At 39.6% G+C, this 15,565-nt stretch carries 15 protein-coding genes; 3 read left to right on the top strand and 12 right to left on the bottom strand.

Annotation, left to right across the window (positions count from 1 at the left end):
* Positions 1 to 1,551, bottom strand: a complete 1,551-nt coding sequence (locus E6139_RS03020) for a helix-turn-helix domain-containing protein (RefSeq protein ID WP_316401579.1) — start codon at positions 1,549 to 1,551, stop codon at positions 1 to 3.
* Between the two features lie 602 nt (positions 1,552 to 2,153).
* On the opposite strand from E6139_RS03020, the gene E6139_RS03025 reads away from it, so the two are divergent.
* Positions 2,154 to 3,689 (top strand): helix-turn-helix domain-containing protein, encoded by a 1,536-nt coding sequence (locus E6139_RS03025; RefSeq protein ID WP_316401580.1) that lies wholly within the window; start codon positions 2,154 to 2,156, stop codon positions 3,687 to 3,689.
* Between the two features lie 128 nt (positions 3,690 to 3,817).
* Here the strand turns inward: E6139_RS03025 and E6139_RS03030 are convergent, their stop codons facing one another.
* The 9 genes from E6139_RS03030 to E6139_RS03070 all read right to left on the bottom strand — a co-directional run bounded on the left by E6139_RS03030 (position 3,818) and on the right by E6139_RS03070 (position 12,422).
* Positions 3,818 to 4,363: an ECF transporter S component gene (locus tag E6139_RS03030; protein ID WP_316401581.1), complete on the bottom strand. Its 546-nt coding sequence runs from the start codon at positions 4,361 to 4,363 to the stop codon at positions 3,818 to 3,820.
* A 386-nt stretch (positions 4,364 to 4,749) separates the two neighbouring features.
* Entirely contained in the window at positions 4,750 to 5,745 is a 996-nt protein-coding gene (locus tag E6139_RS03035; protein WP_316401582.1) for a sugar kinase, read from the bottom strand.
* Between the two features lie 17 nt (positions 5,746 to 5,762).
* Positions 5,763 to 6,503, bottom strand: a complete 741-nt coding sequence (dagF, locus tag E6139_RS03040) for a 2-dehydro-3-deoxy-phosphogluconate aldolase (RefSeq protein ID WP_316401583.1) — start codon at positions 6,501 to 6,503, stop codon at positions 5,763 to 5,765.
* 13 nt (positions 6,504 to 6,516) lie between these two features.
* On the bottom strand, positions 6,517 to 7,611 hold the full coding sequence (locus E6139_RS03045; RefSeq protein ID WP_316401584.1) for a DgaE family pyridoxal phosphate-dependent ammonia lyase: 1,095 nt from the start codon (positions 7,609 to 7,611) through the stop codon (positions 6,517 to 6,519).
* Positions 7,601 to 8,707, bottom strand: coding sequence for an amidohydrolase/deacetylase family metallohydrolase (locus tag E6139_RS03050; protein WP_316401585.1), 1,107 nt, complete (start codon positions 8,705 to 8,707; stop codon positions 7,601 to 7,603). Before E6139_RS03050 ends, E6139_RS03045 begins: the two co-directional genes overlap by 11 nt.
* A 9-nt stretch (positions 8,708 to 8,716) precedes the next feature.
* Positions 8,717 to 9,805: a DUF871 domain-containing protein gene (locus E6139_RS03055; RefSeq protein WP_316401586.1), complete on the bottom strand. Its 1,089-nt coding sequence runs from the start codon at positions 9,803 to 9,805 to the stop codon at positions 8,717 to 8,719.
* Positions 9,802 to 10,089, bottom strand: a complete 288-nt coding sequence (locus tag E6139_RS03060) for a hypothetical protein (protein ID WP_316401587.1) — start codon at positions 10,087 to 10,089, stop codon at positions 9,802 to 9,804. The genes E6139_RS03055 and E6139_RS03060 overlap by 4 nt, the downstream gene beginning before the upstream one ends.
* A 54-nt stretch (positions 10,090 to 10,143) precedes the next feature.
* Positions 10,144 to 11,496 (bottom strand): PTS sugar transporter subunit IIC, encoded by a 1,353-nt coding sequence (locus E6139_RS03065; RefSeq protein ID WP_316401588.1) that lies wholly within the window; start codon positions 11,494 to 11,496, stop codon positions 10,144 to 10,146.
* 224 nt (positions 11,497 to 11,720) lie between these two features.
* The gene (locus E6139_RS03070) at positions 11,721 to 12,422 is read right to left on the bottom strand and encodes a GntR family transcriptional regulator (RefSeq protein ID WP_316401589.1); all 702 of its coding nucleotides are present in this window, start codon (positions 12,420 to 12,422) and stop codon (positions 11,721 to 11,723) included.
* Between the two features lie 177 nt (positions 12,423 to 12,599).
* On the opposite strand from E6139_RS03070, the gene E6139_RS03075 reads away from it, so the two are divergent.
* Both E6139_RS03075 and E6139_RS03080 read left to right on the top strand, forming a co-directional pair.
* Complete coding sequence (locus E6139_RS03075; protein WP_316401590.1) at positions 12,600 to 13,199, top strand: DUF1349 domain-containing protein; 600 nt, start codon at positions 12,600 to 12,602, stop codon at positions 13,197 to 13,199.
* A 165-nt stretch (positions 13,200 to 13,364) separates the two neighbouring features.
* On the top strand, positions 13,365 to 14,051 hold the full coding sequence (locus E6139_RS03080; protein WP_316401591.1) for a phosphoribosylaminoimidazolesuccinocarboxamide synthase: 687 nt from the start codon (positions 13,365 to 13,367) through the stop codon (positions 14,049 to 14,051).
* Positions 14,052 to 14,440: 389 nt separating this feature from the next.
* On the opposite strand, the gene rplS is transcribed toward E6139_RS03080, so the two are convergent.
* Both rplS and E6139_RS03090 read right to left on the bottom strand, forming a co-directional pair.
* Positions 14,441 to 14,788 (bottom strand): 50S ribosomal protein L19, encoded by a 348-nt coding sequence (gene rplS, locus E6139_RS03085; protein ID WP_010740291.1) that lies wholly within the window; start codon positions 14,786 to 14,788, stop codon positions 14,441 to 14,443.
* A 141-nt stretch (positions 14,789 to 14,929) separates the two neighbouring features.
* Positions 14,930 to 15,505 carry a helix-turn-helix transcriptional regulator gene (locus E6139_RS03090; protein ID WP_316401592.1) on the bottom strand — a complete coding sequence of 192 codons (576 nt, stop codon included), beginning with the start codon at positions 15,503 to 15,505 and terminating at the stop codon, positions 14,930 to 14,932.
* Positions 15,506 to 15,565: the final 60 nt, after the last annotated feature.

Raw genomic sequence — 15,565 nt, forward strand, 5'->3', positions numbered from 1 at the left:
TTAAGGACTTTCCTCAATTCCAAATTCTTTATTTATTTTTCGATACTTTCTATCTGCAATCTGGCTCAGCATTTTTTGAAGCAGCTCACTGTCCATCGAGCAATGTCCCTCATTCACATAGATAATAGGAACCTTCCTCGGTAAAAAAATTTTTGTTTGAGTGGACAGAGCGATATCCGTAAGAATCAGATCCACCTCATCCGAAAGCGTTTCGGATATTTCGATGTAAAAGTAATCGCCGATTGTTTGCAGTTTGGTACTTATAAGCATCTCCGGAGTTCGGTTACTGATGATAAAAATTTGGATCTTAGGATGAAACAACTGCCGATCTAACTCAAAAAACAAAACTTTAAAATAAGCAACACAAAAATACTCGATGTAATCAGACTCAACTGTATCCAGGTTCTGACTACATTTGCGCATAAAAACTTGGTAAAAGGTTCGTTCTCGTTCTTTGTTTGCCGGAAAATCAAAGGGGTTATGGACGAAAAGATCAATTATCCGTTGCTGTAAGGCTTTTTGATAAATCAATACTTGGTAAAAGATACCAACAAATCTCGCAAATGCCTTATCTCGCTCTTCATTAGTCATTTCTCGTAAGGCGAATTTTTCAACCATATGTACTTTTTCATTTACCCTATGTAAAAAATCAATATTTTCTAGCTCTGGCGATTTTGTAAAAAATTCAGGTAACCTTCCATCTCGATAACCGATGCCGTTGGCAATGATACAGCTGATCATGAACTGTGCTTCTCGTTTTAAAATATCCGAAGCAAGCATAGCCATCTTTTTTTTCAGTAATAAAACAAAGTCTTCGTACATTTTTTGTTCTTTCATATTGAAAGGTTCCCAATAATAGACATTGCTATTGATCGGGCTTTTATTTGCTCGTAGCAAAGAAATAGCCATTCCATAATGTATACTGACAAACCTCGGAGAAAACTTCTGATAAACTTTTCCATCTAACGTGCTTAATATCTCCACGATTTCATGTGTACGAATAAATAGAAATGGCCATTTGTATCCACCATATACTTGTTGGAATATCCCAGCATAGAACAATCGGATTGTCACTTCATCCCCTAAGAGAGAAAGCTTTCGATCAGTTTTCAACTGGAGATTATTGGCATATGAAGTAACAAATCGCTTCAAATAGCTAAGTTCTTTTTTAACCATTGCATAGGTAGTATTCAACTTTTTAGTGATTTCAGAGATGGTCCATTCCTTAGGCTCTATGAACAATGAGAACAATTGGAAGCGATAGGATTGTTCCAAATAATTCAATCGAAAAAGCGTTATCGGGAAGTTCTTCTTTACATTCCACATCACTTTGTTTTGTTCAAACAGATCGATCAATTCAACGTGATCGCTGTATCCTAACTCTTCTATATCCATTTTTATATCTGCTATGATTTTTTTTACTGTTGGGTACGAGACATTTAGCAACTTTACTAAGTCCATTAATTCAACTGAACGATTTTGATTAATCTGTAAGTGATCCAGCATTAAAAAGCGTTTTAAATAACGAGTGTCCATTAGCTCTAAAATCATTTATTATCACCTCTTTCACTAAAAAAGTAATTTTAATATTTTTCAATTAATAATATTTCTAATTTTATTTTACCGAATATAAAGTTAATTTTTTGCGCATGTTTTTCCTAATATTAGAAAAATAAATCCATCATAATAATAATTTCCATAAAATATTAGCTAATAAATTTATTTAAGCCATTCTCATCTAACAAACAAAGAATCTTTAAAAGAGGAGTTAAAAACAAAATACCCAAATGCGACTGTTTGAAGCGATCGTTTGTTTTTCGAAACAGGCTACATTCTGCTCTGAGGTGGTTTAGAGACTGATGGGAAATCTTATAATTGAATAGTATTTATAAATAAAAACTTATTTTAGGCACATTATTGAATATAGATTACAGGGAAAAATGGATTTGATTTGTTCTATTTTTCTTAATATTTAATAAAAAAAGAACACCTATTAGTGTTCATCTACAGATTCTAAGTTTTTCACCTGCAACAAAAGGCAATAAATAAGATTGCTTTATTTATATTCTAATGACGAAAAGGGCTAATTCAATTTCTGTCTCTTAAAATCATAATGTGTTACTCTTCAACATATAATTATAAGGAGGTTAAAAATGGATTTTCTAGTAGATACACTTGATAAGAAAAAGCTTTTTTTTGTTCAGACGATCTTCGAATCGGAGCACCACATCTGCACGTTGGAAACGCTATTGCAGAAGTTAGAAGTCAATAGCCAAACTGCCATGTCGATTTTTCACTCAATACTTGAAGATATTCGGCTCTCAGATTTTTCTAGATTGATTGATTTGAGCTATTCTTCTTCAAATCGATTATTCCAATTACGACTATCGGAGTCTTTCAATATTCAGAACTTCAGTAACTTTTACATTCAGAGATCGACAAAGTTCAAACTTCTAAAAACACTGCTGTTGACAACCTTTGACACATTACAAGATGCAGCAGACAGCCTACATGTTTCCTATTCTCAAGTTCGCAGAATCATTAGTGATTTGAATTTTTCTTTTAAACCCATTGGCTTGAGGATACATTCACGCCGAAATGTCAGTTTAGATGGAAATGAAATCAACCTGCGCTTTTTCTATACTGCACTTTACCTCGCGACTTATGGAATTGGACATTGGCCATTTTCTTCTTTTACATATTTAGACTTGTCTAGGCTTTTAGATGATTGTCCTGATGAAATTTTTAAATCAAGATCATTAGACAAAAGTGTTTTGATACATTATTACTTGGCGATTCATCTTATGAGAGAACGGCAAGGTTTCAGGATTGATAATGAAACTATTTCTATTCCGCTTTACAAGCCCTTTTCACCTTTAAACAAAAAAGCGTTTAGCAAATTCAGTTCTACTATCGGTAAGTATTTACCTCATCATTCGGAGGAAAGATTAGTAGATGAAGCCCATCTGATTTGCAGCAGCTTACTTGCTCTTGGAGGCTATGCTCCGATTGAAGAAGTTCCAGATTTCTTTCTTTTAGATGATAGACTCAACGAACACAAATTTGCTTATAAAGCTTTTCAAATAGTTGATCGTGTGAATGACCATTTATCTGTTCCTATGACCGATAAAGAGCGGAATAAAATTTTATACTCCATTTTATGCTTACATTACCGAATCTCATTAATCGGTGAGCCGTTAAACTATATCCAACGTTTGCTCCCGTACTATACGCACGAAACACTCGATTTACGTAAAAAGCATAAAATCCAACAAATCAAACGCCTTGTAAAAGCCGAAATGGACTCCTCGGTGGATGATTGGGGAAAGGATTTTTATGACTACCTCATTTCTCAGTACTGCTTGATTTATGACAAGCAGCTTCAGCTTGGAACGCATACATTACCTATTACGGTCGCATTTGTCTCGATCATTTCGAATCAAACGCTCCAAAATGATGTTTGCCAATACTTCTCATCTTTTTTCAATTTGAAGGTCGTTGACAGTATTGACGAGCAGGTGGATATTATCATCAGCGAAGTCGCCATATCAAATGACACAATCTCAGTTTTACGACTACATCAGCCAATCATCTATTGTCATCAACAGCTTGTTCAATCTGACTACGAGAAAATTACTGAGGCTCTGGCTGACATTGCAAAAAAGAAATTTATCTCCCCTCTTAGTTAAGCTATTAAAATCAGTGGTATCAAAAAAATCCCCTCCACTTCAGAAATCTAAAAAGATTTTTGAGTGGAGAGGATTGCTATAATTATTTTTAGAAATCGATCGTCACAAATCAATTGACCGAACCCTTTCTAATGAACTCTTTGACGATTCAGTGCTTTAGAAAGAACTGGAACAACTAAGATTGATAAACCTCCGCCGATCAAAGCTGTGATTAATTGTGGGAATGAGAATGCGCCTGAGACCATCGCCGCTTTCGGTGCAGGCATTTTAAGCAGGATTGGAACAACGAATTGAACGATTGATAGATACAACACGCCAAACTTGGCAAGCGCTCCGACTAAGGTCGCCATCGCAAAGTTCATGACTCCTTGCTTTTTATTAATGCCGGCAATCAAATGCCAAATCGTTACTAAGACTGCATTACCAAGCGCGACACAAACCACAATCTGCGGGAATGCTGGCCCAATGCCAAACATAAAAGCAAATAATGGTGAAAGCAACGCAATGGTGAATCCACTAGCAAACCCGCCTGTTGTTACAGCTACAATCAAGATCAAGTTGACCAAAGAACCTGTTACTAAAGTGTTGCCTAACCCCGATGTCACTGCTTGTACCACGATTAATAAAGCTAATAATACCCCAGTCTGTGTAACCCATAGTGCTTTTCGATTCATACCTTCGGAAACCCTATTTGTTTAGCGATTCACAAATAGTTATCCTTCACTTCCCTTCTCATTTCAATTTAGGTACCTGTTTTACTAAAATACGCAATAATTAATAAATGCTATCCTTTTCTACTACAATTGTACCAGATTCAACTAGCAGAAAGAAAACCAATTTTTGCGATCTTTTATTACTTATTCGCATAGAATGATTCAAAATAGTAGCAGCAACTGCCAAATAATGACGAAAAGGATGGAAAATCGACCGTTCAAGATATTTTTTTGATCCAGTTTTTCTAATGCTATCCTTTCATCGGATAGTTGTTTTAAAAGTTTTTTGCGGTTAGATAAACAGAAAAAGTGAGCAGCCAAAATGAGTCTGCTCACTTTCCATATTCTTATCGAATCAAATCAATTCCAGGATTCTCCAAAACGATAAAGACTTGCTCTTTTGTTGTCAACGGTACATCTCCATGGATCGTATGAGCTAGGACGGCATTCATCGCAGCAAACTCGACAGTTTCTTCTAAGCTCCAGTTTTCCGCGTATCCGGTTAAAACACCGGCAGCGTATGCATCTCCGGCACCGATTCGATCCAAGATAGTCAGCTCATGCTTCGTACTAACCGCCTGTGTTTCACGACTGTAAAGAAAGCCTTGCTGCTGTTTTTGACTCTTTTCGGAAAAGCGTTTTGTTCCTGCAAACCAATCAATCTGATACTTCTCCATAAATTGTAAAATCAATTCATCCGCCGTACCTGTCATTTCCATTTGAAGCAAGTCAGTCAGATCCCGCACACTGCCAAAGACAATATCGCAATAAGGCAGGATTTCTTCATACTGTTCCTTCATGAAAGCAACTTTATTCGGCTCAGTATTCAAGCTGGGACGAAAATTAAAATCAAAACAGATTTTTTTTCCAGCATCAGCCGCTTTTTTCGCCAAAGTATGAGCTGCATCTCGAGTCTCATCGGTCAAACTTAAGGAAATTCCGCAAATCTGGATCAGGTCATTTTCAGCAAGCACCTTCTCGAAATCATAAGCCTCATGATTGCTGACACCGAATGAACTGTGGTGACGATTTTGATAGGTCACCTGTGTTGGTCGTGCACCATACCCATTCTCCGCGAAGTAGCTGCCAATATGCTGATGGGCGAATGATAATAAATCAGTCTTGATCCCATATTTAGCAATCGCTGATTTAGCCACTTGGCCTAACCGATTATCTGGCAGCACAGTCACTAAAGAAGTTTCATAACCAAACTGAGCCAGATTCGCCGTGATGTTAACACCAGTCCCTGTGTAATCCATCCGCAATTCATTCGTTTGATCCAACAACAAATATTCTGGCGGTGATAACCGTAGCATCACCTCGCCAAAAGCCGCAAATTTCATTGGTAACTCCCTTCTTCTTACTTCAACGTATTCTTGCACATCTCGAGCAATGTTTTAACATCTTCAGGACGTGTATCACCGGTTTCAGAATCGATGATTGAGCTGTAAACATGGGGAATGATCTTTTTCACACCAGCGTCGACAGCGATTTGAACGATTTCTTCAAAGTTCTCTAAATCAATCCCGCCAGTTGGTTCCAAATAGAAATCATATTTGGCGCAAGCCTCCGCCACTGCTTTAAATTCTTCTTTATGAGCAAGGCCCTTCATTGGGAAATACTTGATTGAGCTCCCGCCCATATCTTGAAGCAGCTTGATCGCCGTTTCAATTGGAACAATCCCTTCTGCACCTTGGGAGCTCAAAGGTCCAGTCGCGATATTCACATAGCCGACTTTACCAGTTGGTGACACCAATCCGTTGATGACTGTATCAGATTGACCAAGCAACGCTCTCGATGTACCAACACCAGTGAAGACTTGGTTCACATGCTGCGGCTGTAATTCGCCAGATATTCGTGAAACCATTTGGCTCTGATTTGGATCACCAGCGCCTAAGCCCACAGATAAAGCATTGTTGGTTGCTGCTTGATAGTTTTTCATATCAGCGATCGCCGCTTCGTCACTCTCGTAATTTTTTGACAGCACACCTAGAACTACATGTCCTTCTGCTGCTTCATAACAATCCTTGGCATTTTCTACTGAGTTTGCCAAGACATTTAAACAAATTCGATCTTCTAAATAATTTGGTTGTAGTGACATTTTTGTTCTCCTCTTATTCCATAATCTCGCGTAAACGCGCTGCAATCATATTCATTTCATTTGCATTCACAGAACGGATATCAAATTCGATGATGCCGTTATTGGCTTGGTATTCTCTCGTATACACAGCCGGTGATTCCTGCTTCAGCTCGGCGATCACTTCTTTCGCTGTATGACTGCCTGAAACATGAACACTTGCGCGATAGATATCACGGCCTGCACCATCTTGAACAATCTTTGCAGTTAAGCCGTTGATTTGATTGACTGACTCAATGAATGGTGCCAATCTGCTTTGCATTGATTCCCCAGACTCACTGCCATTGGTCAAATAGTCTTCAATTGCTTGAGTAAAGCCTAGGATATTGTCTTTGCCGATCTTCATCGCTCTTCCAATCCCTTTGCCCTGTAAGCGAACCCACTCGATTTTATTTTTCTTACCGATCACTAAGCCCGCGCTTGGGCCTTCGATCGCTTTTGCGCCAGAATAGATGACTAGGTCAGCACCTGCCTTATAATAGAAGAATAAATCTTCTTCGGCCGCCGCATCTACAATCAAGGGCAGCTGATTTCTTTTGGCAACAGCCGCTGCTTCCTCTACTGTCAACATGCTTTTTTGAACGGTATGATGACTCTTGATGTAAAGAATTGCCGCGGTTTTTTCCGTAATCATCATTTGCAAATGCTCCGGCGAGCACATATTAGCATAGCCAGCTTCAACGACTTTCCCGCCGCCTTGCTCCACCATCACTTCAACGGGCGTCCCATAATCGACATTGTGCCCTTTCGGCAGGATAATCTCTCGTTGCGTGATTCGCTCAGTGTAGGGATGATACGCATGGTAAATATCTCCCTGACCAATCACTGCCGCAATACTTTGAGCGATTCCCGCAGAGGCAGAAGAAACGATCTGCGCATCCTCCACCTGCAAAAGGTTGGCAATATAAGCGCCGGTTTTTTCACTTAGATCAGCCATTTCAAAAAAATGTTCACCGCCAAAGCGCTGCGCTCCCATCACAGATTCGGATACCTTTGAAACTCCCAGGATCGTCATCCGTCCGGAAGCGTTGATGACTTCCTTTAATCCTAGCTTGTCTAAACTAATTGTCATAGATCTGACCTCCAATAATCGTTTCCATAGGAACAATTTCCTGACTAGCTGTCTGGGTATTTCCGTTGGAATCGATCAATTCTTTTTCTGATTCCTTGATCGTAAAGATCGTCATATCCGCATCGTAACCAACCGCTAGCTTTCCTTTGCCTTTTAAATGGAAGTTTTCAGCTGGTCGTTCCGTTACTTGTGTGATGATCTCTTCCCAAGAATACCCTACCACGAAAAGTTTTTCCATCGTCGTCGCAAGGTCATAGACGGGGCCGTTTTCTCTGTTGCGCACATAGATGTCGGAGCTGATCGAGGTGCTTTTCATGCCTTCGCTTAATGCCTGCTTTGCTACTTCGAAATTAAAGCTGTCGGTTCCATGACCGATATCGAAAATGATGCCTTTGTTATAAGCTTCCCAGACAAAATCTTTGATTTGATGCTTTTCGCGGTCAAAAATCCCGTTCTCTTTACCATTGAAGCAGTGAGTCAGCACATCGCCTTTTTCCATCAGCTCCATGATTTCAGATAATTCTGGTGGTGCAGAGCCCACATGAACCATCAACGGCAGTTCGCCATATTCACTTTGGAATTTCTTCGCAAGCCTCAAGGGTTCGATCCCGCTTGAACCGATCACTGTTTTACTCATGCGCGCTTTTAGACCAACAATGAAATCAGGAAATTTCTCAATTGCGGTTCTGACTGCATCTCGTTGCACTTTGGTTAAATCAGCTAGCTCATCTTGTTCCACGATGCCCCATTTTGAGATGTTCAACAACGCATAGACATTGGTTTTTGAATTTGCCGCCAACTCACAAAAGTCACCGATATTTTCTGCACCAGTCGTCCCAGCATCAATCACCGTTGTGACGCCTCGTTTTACTCCGACTTCATCAGGATAATCATAATACAGCGTCATTTTTTCATAACAATGCACATGATCATCGATCCAACCGGGAGACATGTACTGGTCCTCATTCAAAACAATTTCACGGTCGGACTCCCCTGAAATTTGCTCCGCTACTTCTACTATTTTTCCATCAGAAATTCCAACTTCAAATTTCTGCCCATCAATCGTTTTGCCATTTCTTACAACTAAGTCCAACATATTTCGTTCCTACTTTTCTGTAAATTTGAATTTTGACCAAGCATGAATAAATGGTAATAAGATTTGCTCATCTGCAATGATATGTCCCACTTTATTCTTGCGTGAATCCTTATGAGCGTCTAAAACGATTTGCAGCTCATTCTTATACTTGCCAAAGCCATCGTTACCGATTACGATATCGCCTGGCTGGAATTCAATCTCATTGTCATGAGGCGGATTTGCTTCTTTGCTATAGAGTTTTCGCACATTCGTCGAGCGAACCATTTGATCCGTAATATCTCCACGACGATAATGCTGTTCATTCAGCACGATTTGTTTCTCTACATCGTTGACACCAGAGACAAACTCAACAGTAAGCTCAGTTTGATAACGATCAACTTCGCCCATTGCCTTCAGCTCTTCTTCTGAAGCATAAGCGTTACCGATGATCACATCATCAATCAATTTTGTTGCAAATAGATGTTTTGTCGCAGCTTCCACAGGCATATGACGATGCATTTCTAAAGTCGGCAAGCCATCATTGATATTCCACGGACCAATTTCGCCCACCTGTGAAGTAACAAAAGCTGCTGTTCTGATGCCATGGGCTTTGAAACGTTCACTACATTTTACAAAGAAATCAAACGGTAGTGCCGTTCCTTCCTGCGGATAGAAATTGTGACAGCCATATAAGAATGGTGTGTTGGCTTCATAGGTCAAGATATTATCTAAATAAGCAACATCATTACTCATGTTCAACTCAATCGCCACACCGAAAGGATTATACGTCAGCATCGCTTCTTTACTGCCATCAAAGCCTAAGTCCAAACGAATACCGTCCGCCCCTAATTCATGGAAGAAGCTCATATCATCATAAGAAATACCTAAGTCTTCAAAAATATTCGGTGCGACATCTAAAATGGTTTCATAGCCTAAGTCTTTCGCAAAGAAGATCAGGTCCTTAAATTTCTTTTTAACAACTTCCTTGCCTTCAGTGACCTCCAGCATACTCATAAAAATCCGACCAAAGCCATATTTATGAGCCAGTTTTATATATGCCTTATCCTGTTCAATATCACTATGATCCGGATAAACTGAAATTCCTAATACACGTTTCATACACTTTTCCCTCGTTCCATGTCATCAAATTTTGCGCGATATTTATAGGCAATGAGCGAAGCCGCGCAAACGGTCACAGTCATAACTAAAAATGACGCAATATGTAAAAGTACTCCTAATACGATCGCTGCGATAATCGCGCCTAAAGATCCTAGTAAAATATATCTAAGCTTCAAGTCTTCCAATCTTTGTGGCAGCTTGCCTTTTTCCAAGTAGATATGACTTGCGAAAAAAAGTATGACTAAATAAATTAAGTTCATAGTATCACCGAAGAGGATAGTCATCCGACTACCCTCTCAATCCTTTCTTATTTAAAGAACGTTCGGACTTGCTTTTGACTAGTTAGAAGAAGTAGCACCTTGTAAAGCTGCAGCTTTCTCTTTTTTCGCTTGTTCTTCTGCCTCCAACTCAGCCGCTTCACGGGCTAATTGTTGTTTTTCAAATACTTTGAAGAACGGATAGTAGATACCCATCGAAATTCCGAAGTTCACCAGAACTAGGATCGCTGCACCAATGCTCCAGTCCGTACTCATCCAAGCGGCAATTGGCGCTGGAATCGTGAAGCCGTAACGAGCTACCATCATTGGAATCAAGCCTGAGACTGTTAAGAAGTACGATAATGTCGTTGTTACTAATGGTGCCAAGATGAATGGAATCCCAAGTAATGGATTCATTACGATCGGAGCACCGAAGATCATTGGTTCATTGATGTTGAATAATCCTGGCAAGAATGATAAACGACCTAGACTCTTCAAGTATTTAGATTTCGAGAACATGAAGAAGACAACTAACGCTAACGTCGTTCCCGCTCCACCGATCCAGATAAACCATTGTAAGAATTGTTCAGTGAAAATGTTTGGCATAGCATGAGCGCTTGCGCCGTCTGCGAAAGCTTCCATATTTTCAGCAATCGACAATTCCCAGAAAGGACGAATCACAGGACCCATAATCGCTGGACCATGAATACCAAGAACCCAGAAGAAACAGATCAAGAATACCGTCAACAACCCGCCAAACAAACTATTTCCAGCTAAAACATCTTTGAACGGCATTAACAGATTACTCAAGAAACCATTGATATCAAAACCGATCATATGACGAACCACCCAGAAAAGTAAAAGAATCGCGCCACCAGGGATCAAAGCCATGAATGAGTTCGTCACTTCAGGCGGAACACCGTCAGGCATTTTGATCGTAATGTTCTTTTCAATGAAAATACGATAGATCTCAACCGAAATAAGAGCAGTAACAATCGCGCCAAATAGTGATGCTGCGCCAAGATTGGCAATGTTGATATAACGACCAGCGTCGATCACACCTTCAACATTGTCGAAGACCCGCAATGGCGGAGCCGCAGTCACTAAAAATGCCATCACTGACAAGATACCAGCAGTTAATGAGTCCACCTTGTAGCTTTTTGCTAACTGAGAGGCAATCCCAAAGGTCGCATAAAGTGCTAAAATACCAACGGTGTAACGAAAAGGAATGTCTAAAATTGCTAAATACGGTTCAATCATTGCGGCAACAGAAGGAATCGGGAAATTCAAGAAAATAGTGAAAAATGATCCAACGATCGTCAGCGGCATCGTCGCCACGATTCCCTTTCTGATTGCCATCATGTGTCGCTGCGTGCCGATCTTATTCGCGAAAGGCATCAGCTTTTGTTCAATCGTGCTAACTAATTTGTCCATTTTTTAACCTCCGTTTATAACGTTATAATGTTTACAGATGAAATAATAACACATCGATCCACTTTCGTAAACGCTTTTTTAATTTTATTTTTTTCCATCATTTAAGAAATTTTGATTATTTCCGCTGAAGCCATGATAGCTCAGGCATTTCTTCAATGACCACTCCTTTCAGTAAAAAAACATAAACAAAAAAGCTATGACATTATCGCGTCATAGCTTACTTATTAGGTCTCATATTCAATTTGATACGCATGGTTATTGGTATTGTATAGAGCTTCTGAATATTCCACGACCTGCTCTTCATAATCATAGGACTTTCTGATCCGTTTTAAGGCCAGTGTCTCCTCTGTTTGAAGCAGCTGCTGTTGCTCCGAATTCAGAGGGATCGCGACAAAATCATCCCTGAATCGTTCAATATCCAGATTGTTTTGATAAAGAATTCGATACAGTGATTCCTTCTCCAAAACTTTTTTGGTGACTCTTTTCAATCCAATCGGCAAGAAATGCTTAAAATAAATGTAAGGCTTGCCTGCTAATAAGTACATCCGTTCAAAGCAAACAGCCTCCGAACCAAAATACTCGTATGCCGGCTCCGTTTCCTTAAGCTTTACTCGATTGACCGATAGGACGACCTTTTCTACAGACAAATCTGAATTTTCAAGTATTTGCGTAAAACTGATAGCCTTTGACAATTTATTATAAGGACGTTCGCTGAGAACCGTTGTTCCTTTTCCGCTCTTTTTCTCCACATATTCATCCGCGGCTAATAGCTCAATCGCTTTTCTCACAGTGATCTTACTGACATCAAAAAGCTGTTCAAACTCCGTTTCTGTCGGCAGCATCGTTCCAACCGGATATTTACCGGAAAAAATATCTTCTTTGATCTTTTCCGCGACTTCTAAATACAGTACTCGAGTCTTCTTCATACCTTCCACCTTTCCCCATGACTGTTCTTCCTATCATAGAATAGCATTTAGAAGAACGTTTGCAAAGCTAGAGAATATTCAAATAAACATAATCACCCTGTTCAAAACACATTGCCATAGCGAGCCGGACGTTTTTCTGCTACCATTTTGGTAAGACAAAAACTCAGGAGGCTTCTTATGAATTTAAAGAATTTCAAATGGACCCGTTTTCCAGAAAGCTATCGCCTAGCCGAAGATAGAATCGAGATCATTACAAAACCCCACACCGATCTTTGGCAAAACACCTACTACCATTTCCAAAACGACAATGCACCGGTTTTTCAAATGGAAACTGATGAAAAATTTTTCAGCTTCGTTGTAAAAACGAACTTTGAAGATAGTCATCAGCGCTTTGACCAATGCGGGATCGTCATGTATTTGGATAGTGAAAACTGGCTAAAAGGCTCCATCGAATATGAAAACGAAGACTATCAGCACTTAGGTAGTGTTGTGACCAATCAGGGCTTTTCCGATTGGGCCACCACGGAAATCGATGCCTCGATCAAGTCGATGTGGTATCGCTTAAGCAGACGAGAAGATGATTTTTGCATCGAGTGTTCGACTGACGGAAAAGTTTTTCAACAAATGCGGATTTGTCATATGTTGAAGGGAAACGATAAAGTACGTTTCGGTGTTTACGCGTGCTCCCCTGAAGCCTCTTCATTTAAAGCAATTTTTACCAATATGCAGCTGATGGACTGCCAGTGGCCTGCTCATGATGGGCATCTGCCAGATTAAAAACCGAACAAATAGTTGTAAAAGTATGCGTTTAAAACGATTAGCTGCCCAAACACGAACATTTATCATTTATTTTTAGCTAAACCTCGAAAAATCATCGACAGTAAAAATATCAGATGTTATCATTTTTGAAAACACTGGATATTTCAGAGAAGGCGGGAAAAAATGAAAGAATTGTACGATGGCAAAACAAAAACAGTCTTACTAGACGAAGAAAATAAGGAAGTTTACTTATTTTTTAAAGATAGTGCTACGGGCGAAGACGGTGTCTTTGATCCAGGCTCCAACACTGTCGGCGGCAGCGTTGACGGTAAAGGAAAAATCGGTTTGACCGTATCAAAATACTTTTTTGAATTAATGGAAAAAAATGACATCCCTACTCATTACCTTGATGCCGATATCGACAAAGGAATGATGAAGGTTCGTCAATTGACTGTACCGAATTTAGAATTTGTTTTACGTTACTTCACCGCTGGCAGTATGTGTCGCCGTTTCACCTTGCCAGAGGGATTGCCTTTCGAACCGCCTTATTTGGAAGTAACCTTGAAAGATGATGAACAAGGCGATCCATTAATTACTGACCGCTTATGCCAAATGAAAGGCATTTTAAAACCGAAGCAATACAACGAAGGATTGGAAATCCTAACAAAAGTCGGAGCTGTTCTTAGAGAAGAATTGGCCAAAATGAACTTGACCCTGATTGATTTCAAAATCGAAATTGGTTATGACGAAAACGGTAAAATGTACGTCGTGGATGAAATCACCCCAGACATCTGGCGCGTCAAAGATGAGGATGGGAATATTCCAAACCAAATCGACTGTGCGCAGTTGATTTTGGATAAGATTCAATAAATCCAAAAGTGAACTCCCTATTTGCAGGAGTTCACTTTTTTAGTAATTGAAATAGCTAGCTCAAAATATATGAGATTTATTTTACCCCGCTTACCAATTCCACTAAGCTGCTTGATCGTTTATCCACTGAAAATTTACTATTTATTCTTTTACCAAGTAATCTGTGAAAAGTGGAGTCGTAGCTATCTCTTAATAAAGGATTCATTTTTCTAAAGATCAGAAAAATGAGTCCTATTTTCGCTTCGCAATCGATTCATCTATGCTTAGCGAGCATATGTTTCCTTGACCAACAGACTTTCCAGCAATCCTTACAAACTGCGAAAAGTCGAACTGGCAAAAAGAAAAAGCCCTTGATAACCAAGGGCTTTGCTTCATCTGATAACAATAGATTAACGACGAATTTCTTTGATACGAGCTGCTTTTCCGTGTAATGCGCGTAGGTAGTAAAGTTTTGCACGACGCACTTTACCGTAACGAACAACTTCGATTTTCGCAACACGTGGAGTGTGTAGTGGGTAAGTACGTTCCACACCAACACCGTTAGAGATTTTACGTACAGTGTAAGTTTCGCTGATGCCAGCTCCACGACGTTTGATTACAACGCCTTCGAATAACTGGATACGTTCGCGAGTTCCTTCGACAACTTTCGCGTGAACGCGAACAGTGTCCCCAGGACGGAAAGCTGGGATGTCAGTACGTAATTGTTCTTGAGTTAGTTCTTGAATCAATGGATTCATATTTATCATTCTCCTTATTCCAAACATTCTTAGGACAGCGGTCCCAGCGGAATATCGTATAATAGATGAGCTTTACACTCACTCGAATATTCTAACAGAGGAACATCTATCTGTAAAGATAAAATTCTTGTCAGAAGGACTTTATTTTAGTTTGCGGCGGGTCTTCATGAATCGATCATCAGCAAATTCAAAAAACTTTTCGCTGATATCAATATCTAGTCTGCGGGTAAGAAGTTCACTTTTGGTGACATTCACTAAATAATTGATTCCCTTCTCCTCTACTAAATAGTATCTGCTTGGATCACGCCAATGGTCCTCTACTTCATGCAACCCCGGAATTAATAGAAAATCGACCATCTTCTCCTTATTCGTCATTTTCTTTTGCCGATATAGTTCACGGATTACTTGAGCATTAGGATAGTTTTCCAAAACTACTTGATCTTCCCTCACCGCATTTCCTTTTGGCATCGGATACTGTTCGATATCGATCGGAATTTTCATCACATAGTCTTGGATCGATTCCTCTTCATACACTAGATAATCAATGCTCACATTAAAGAGCTGCGCGATTCTTTTTAAGTTTTCGATATCTGGAATGCCGCGATTGGTTTCCCATTTGGCAATCGCTTGTCTTGAAACCTCTAATTTCTCTGCTAACTCTTTTTGTGATAAGTTTTGTTCTGTTCGCAATCGCTGGATTTTTTCTCCGCTAAGCATCTGCTTCCCCCCACCTCTTTTTCTGTCTTTATCATACAATCATTTCGGTGGTCATGGAAA

The organism is Enterococcus sp. (assembly GCF_032555305.1).
In the GTDB taxonomy this organism is placed as follows: Bacteria; Bacillota; Bacilli; order Lactobacillales; family Enterococcaceae; genus Enterococcus_A.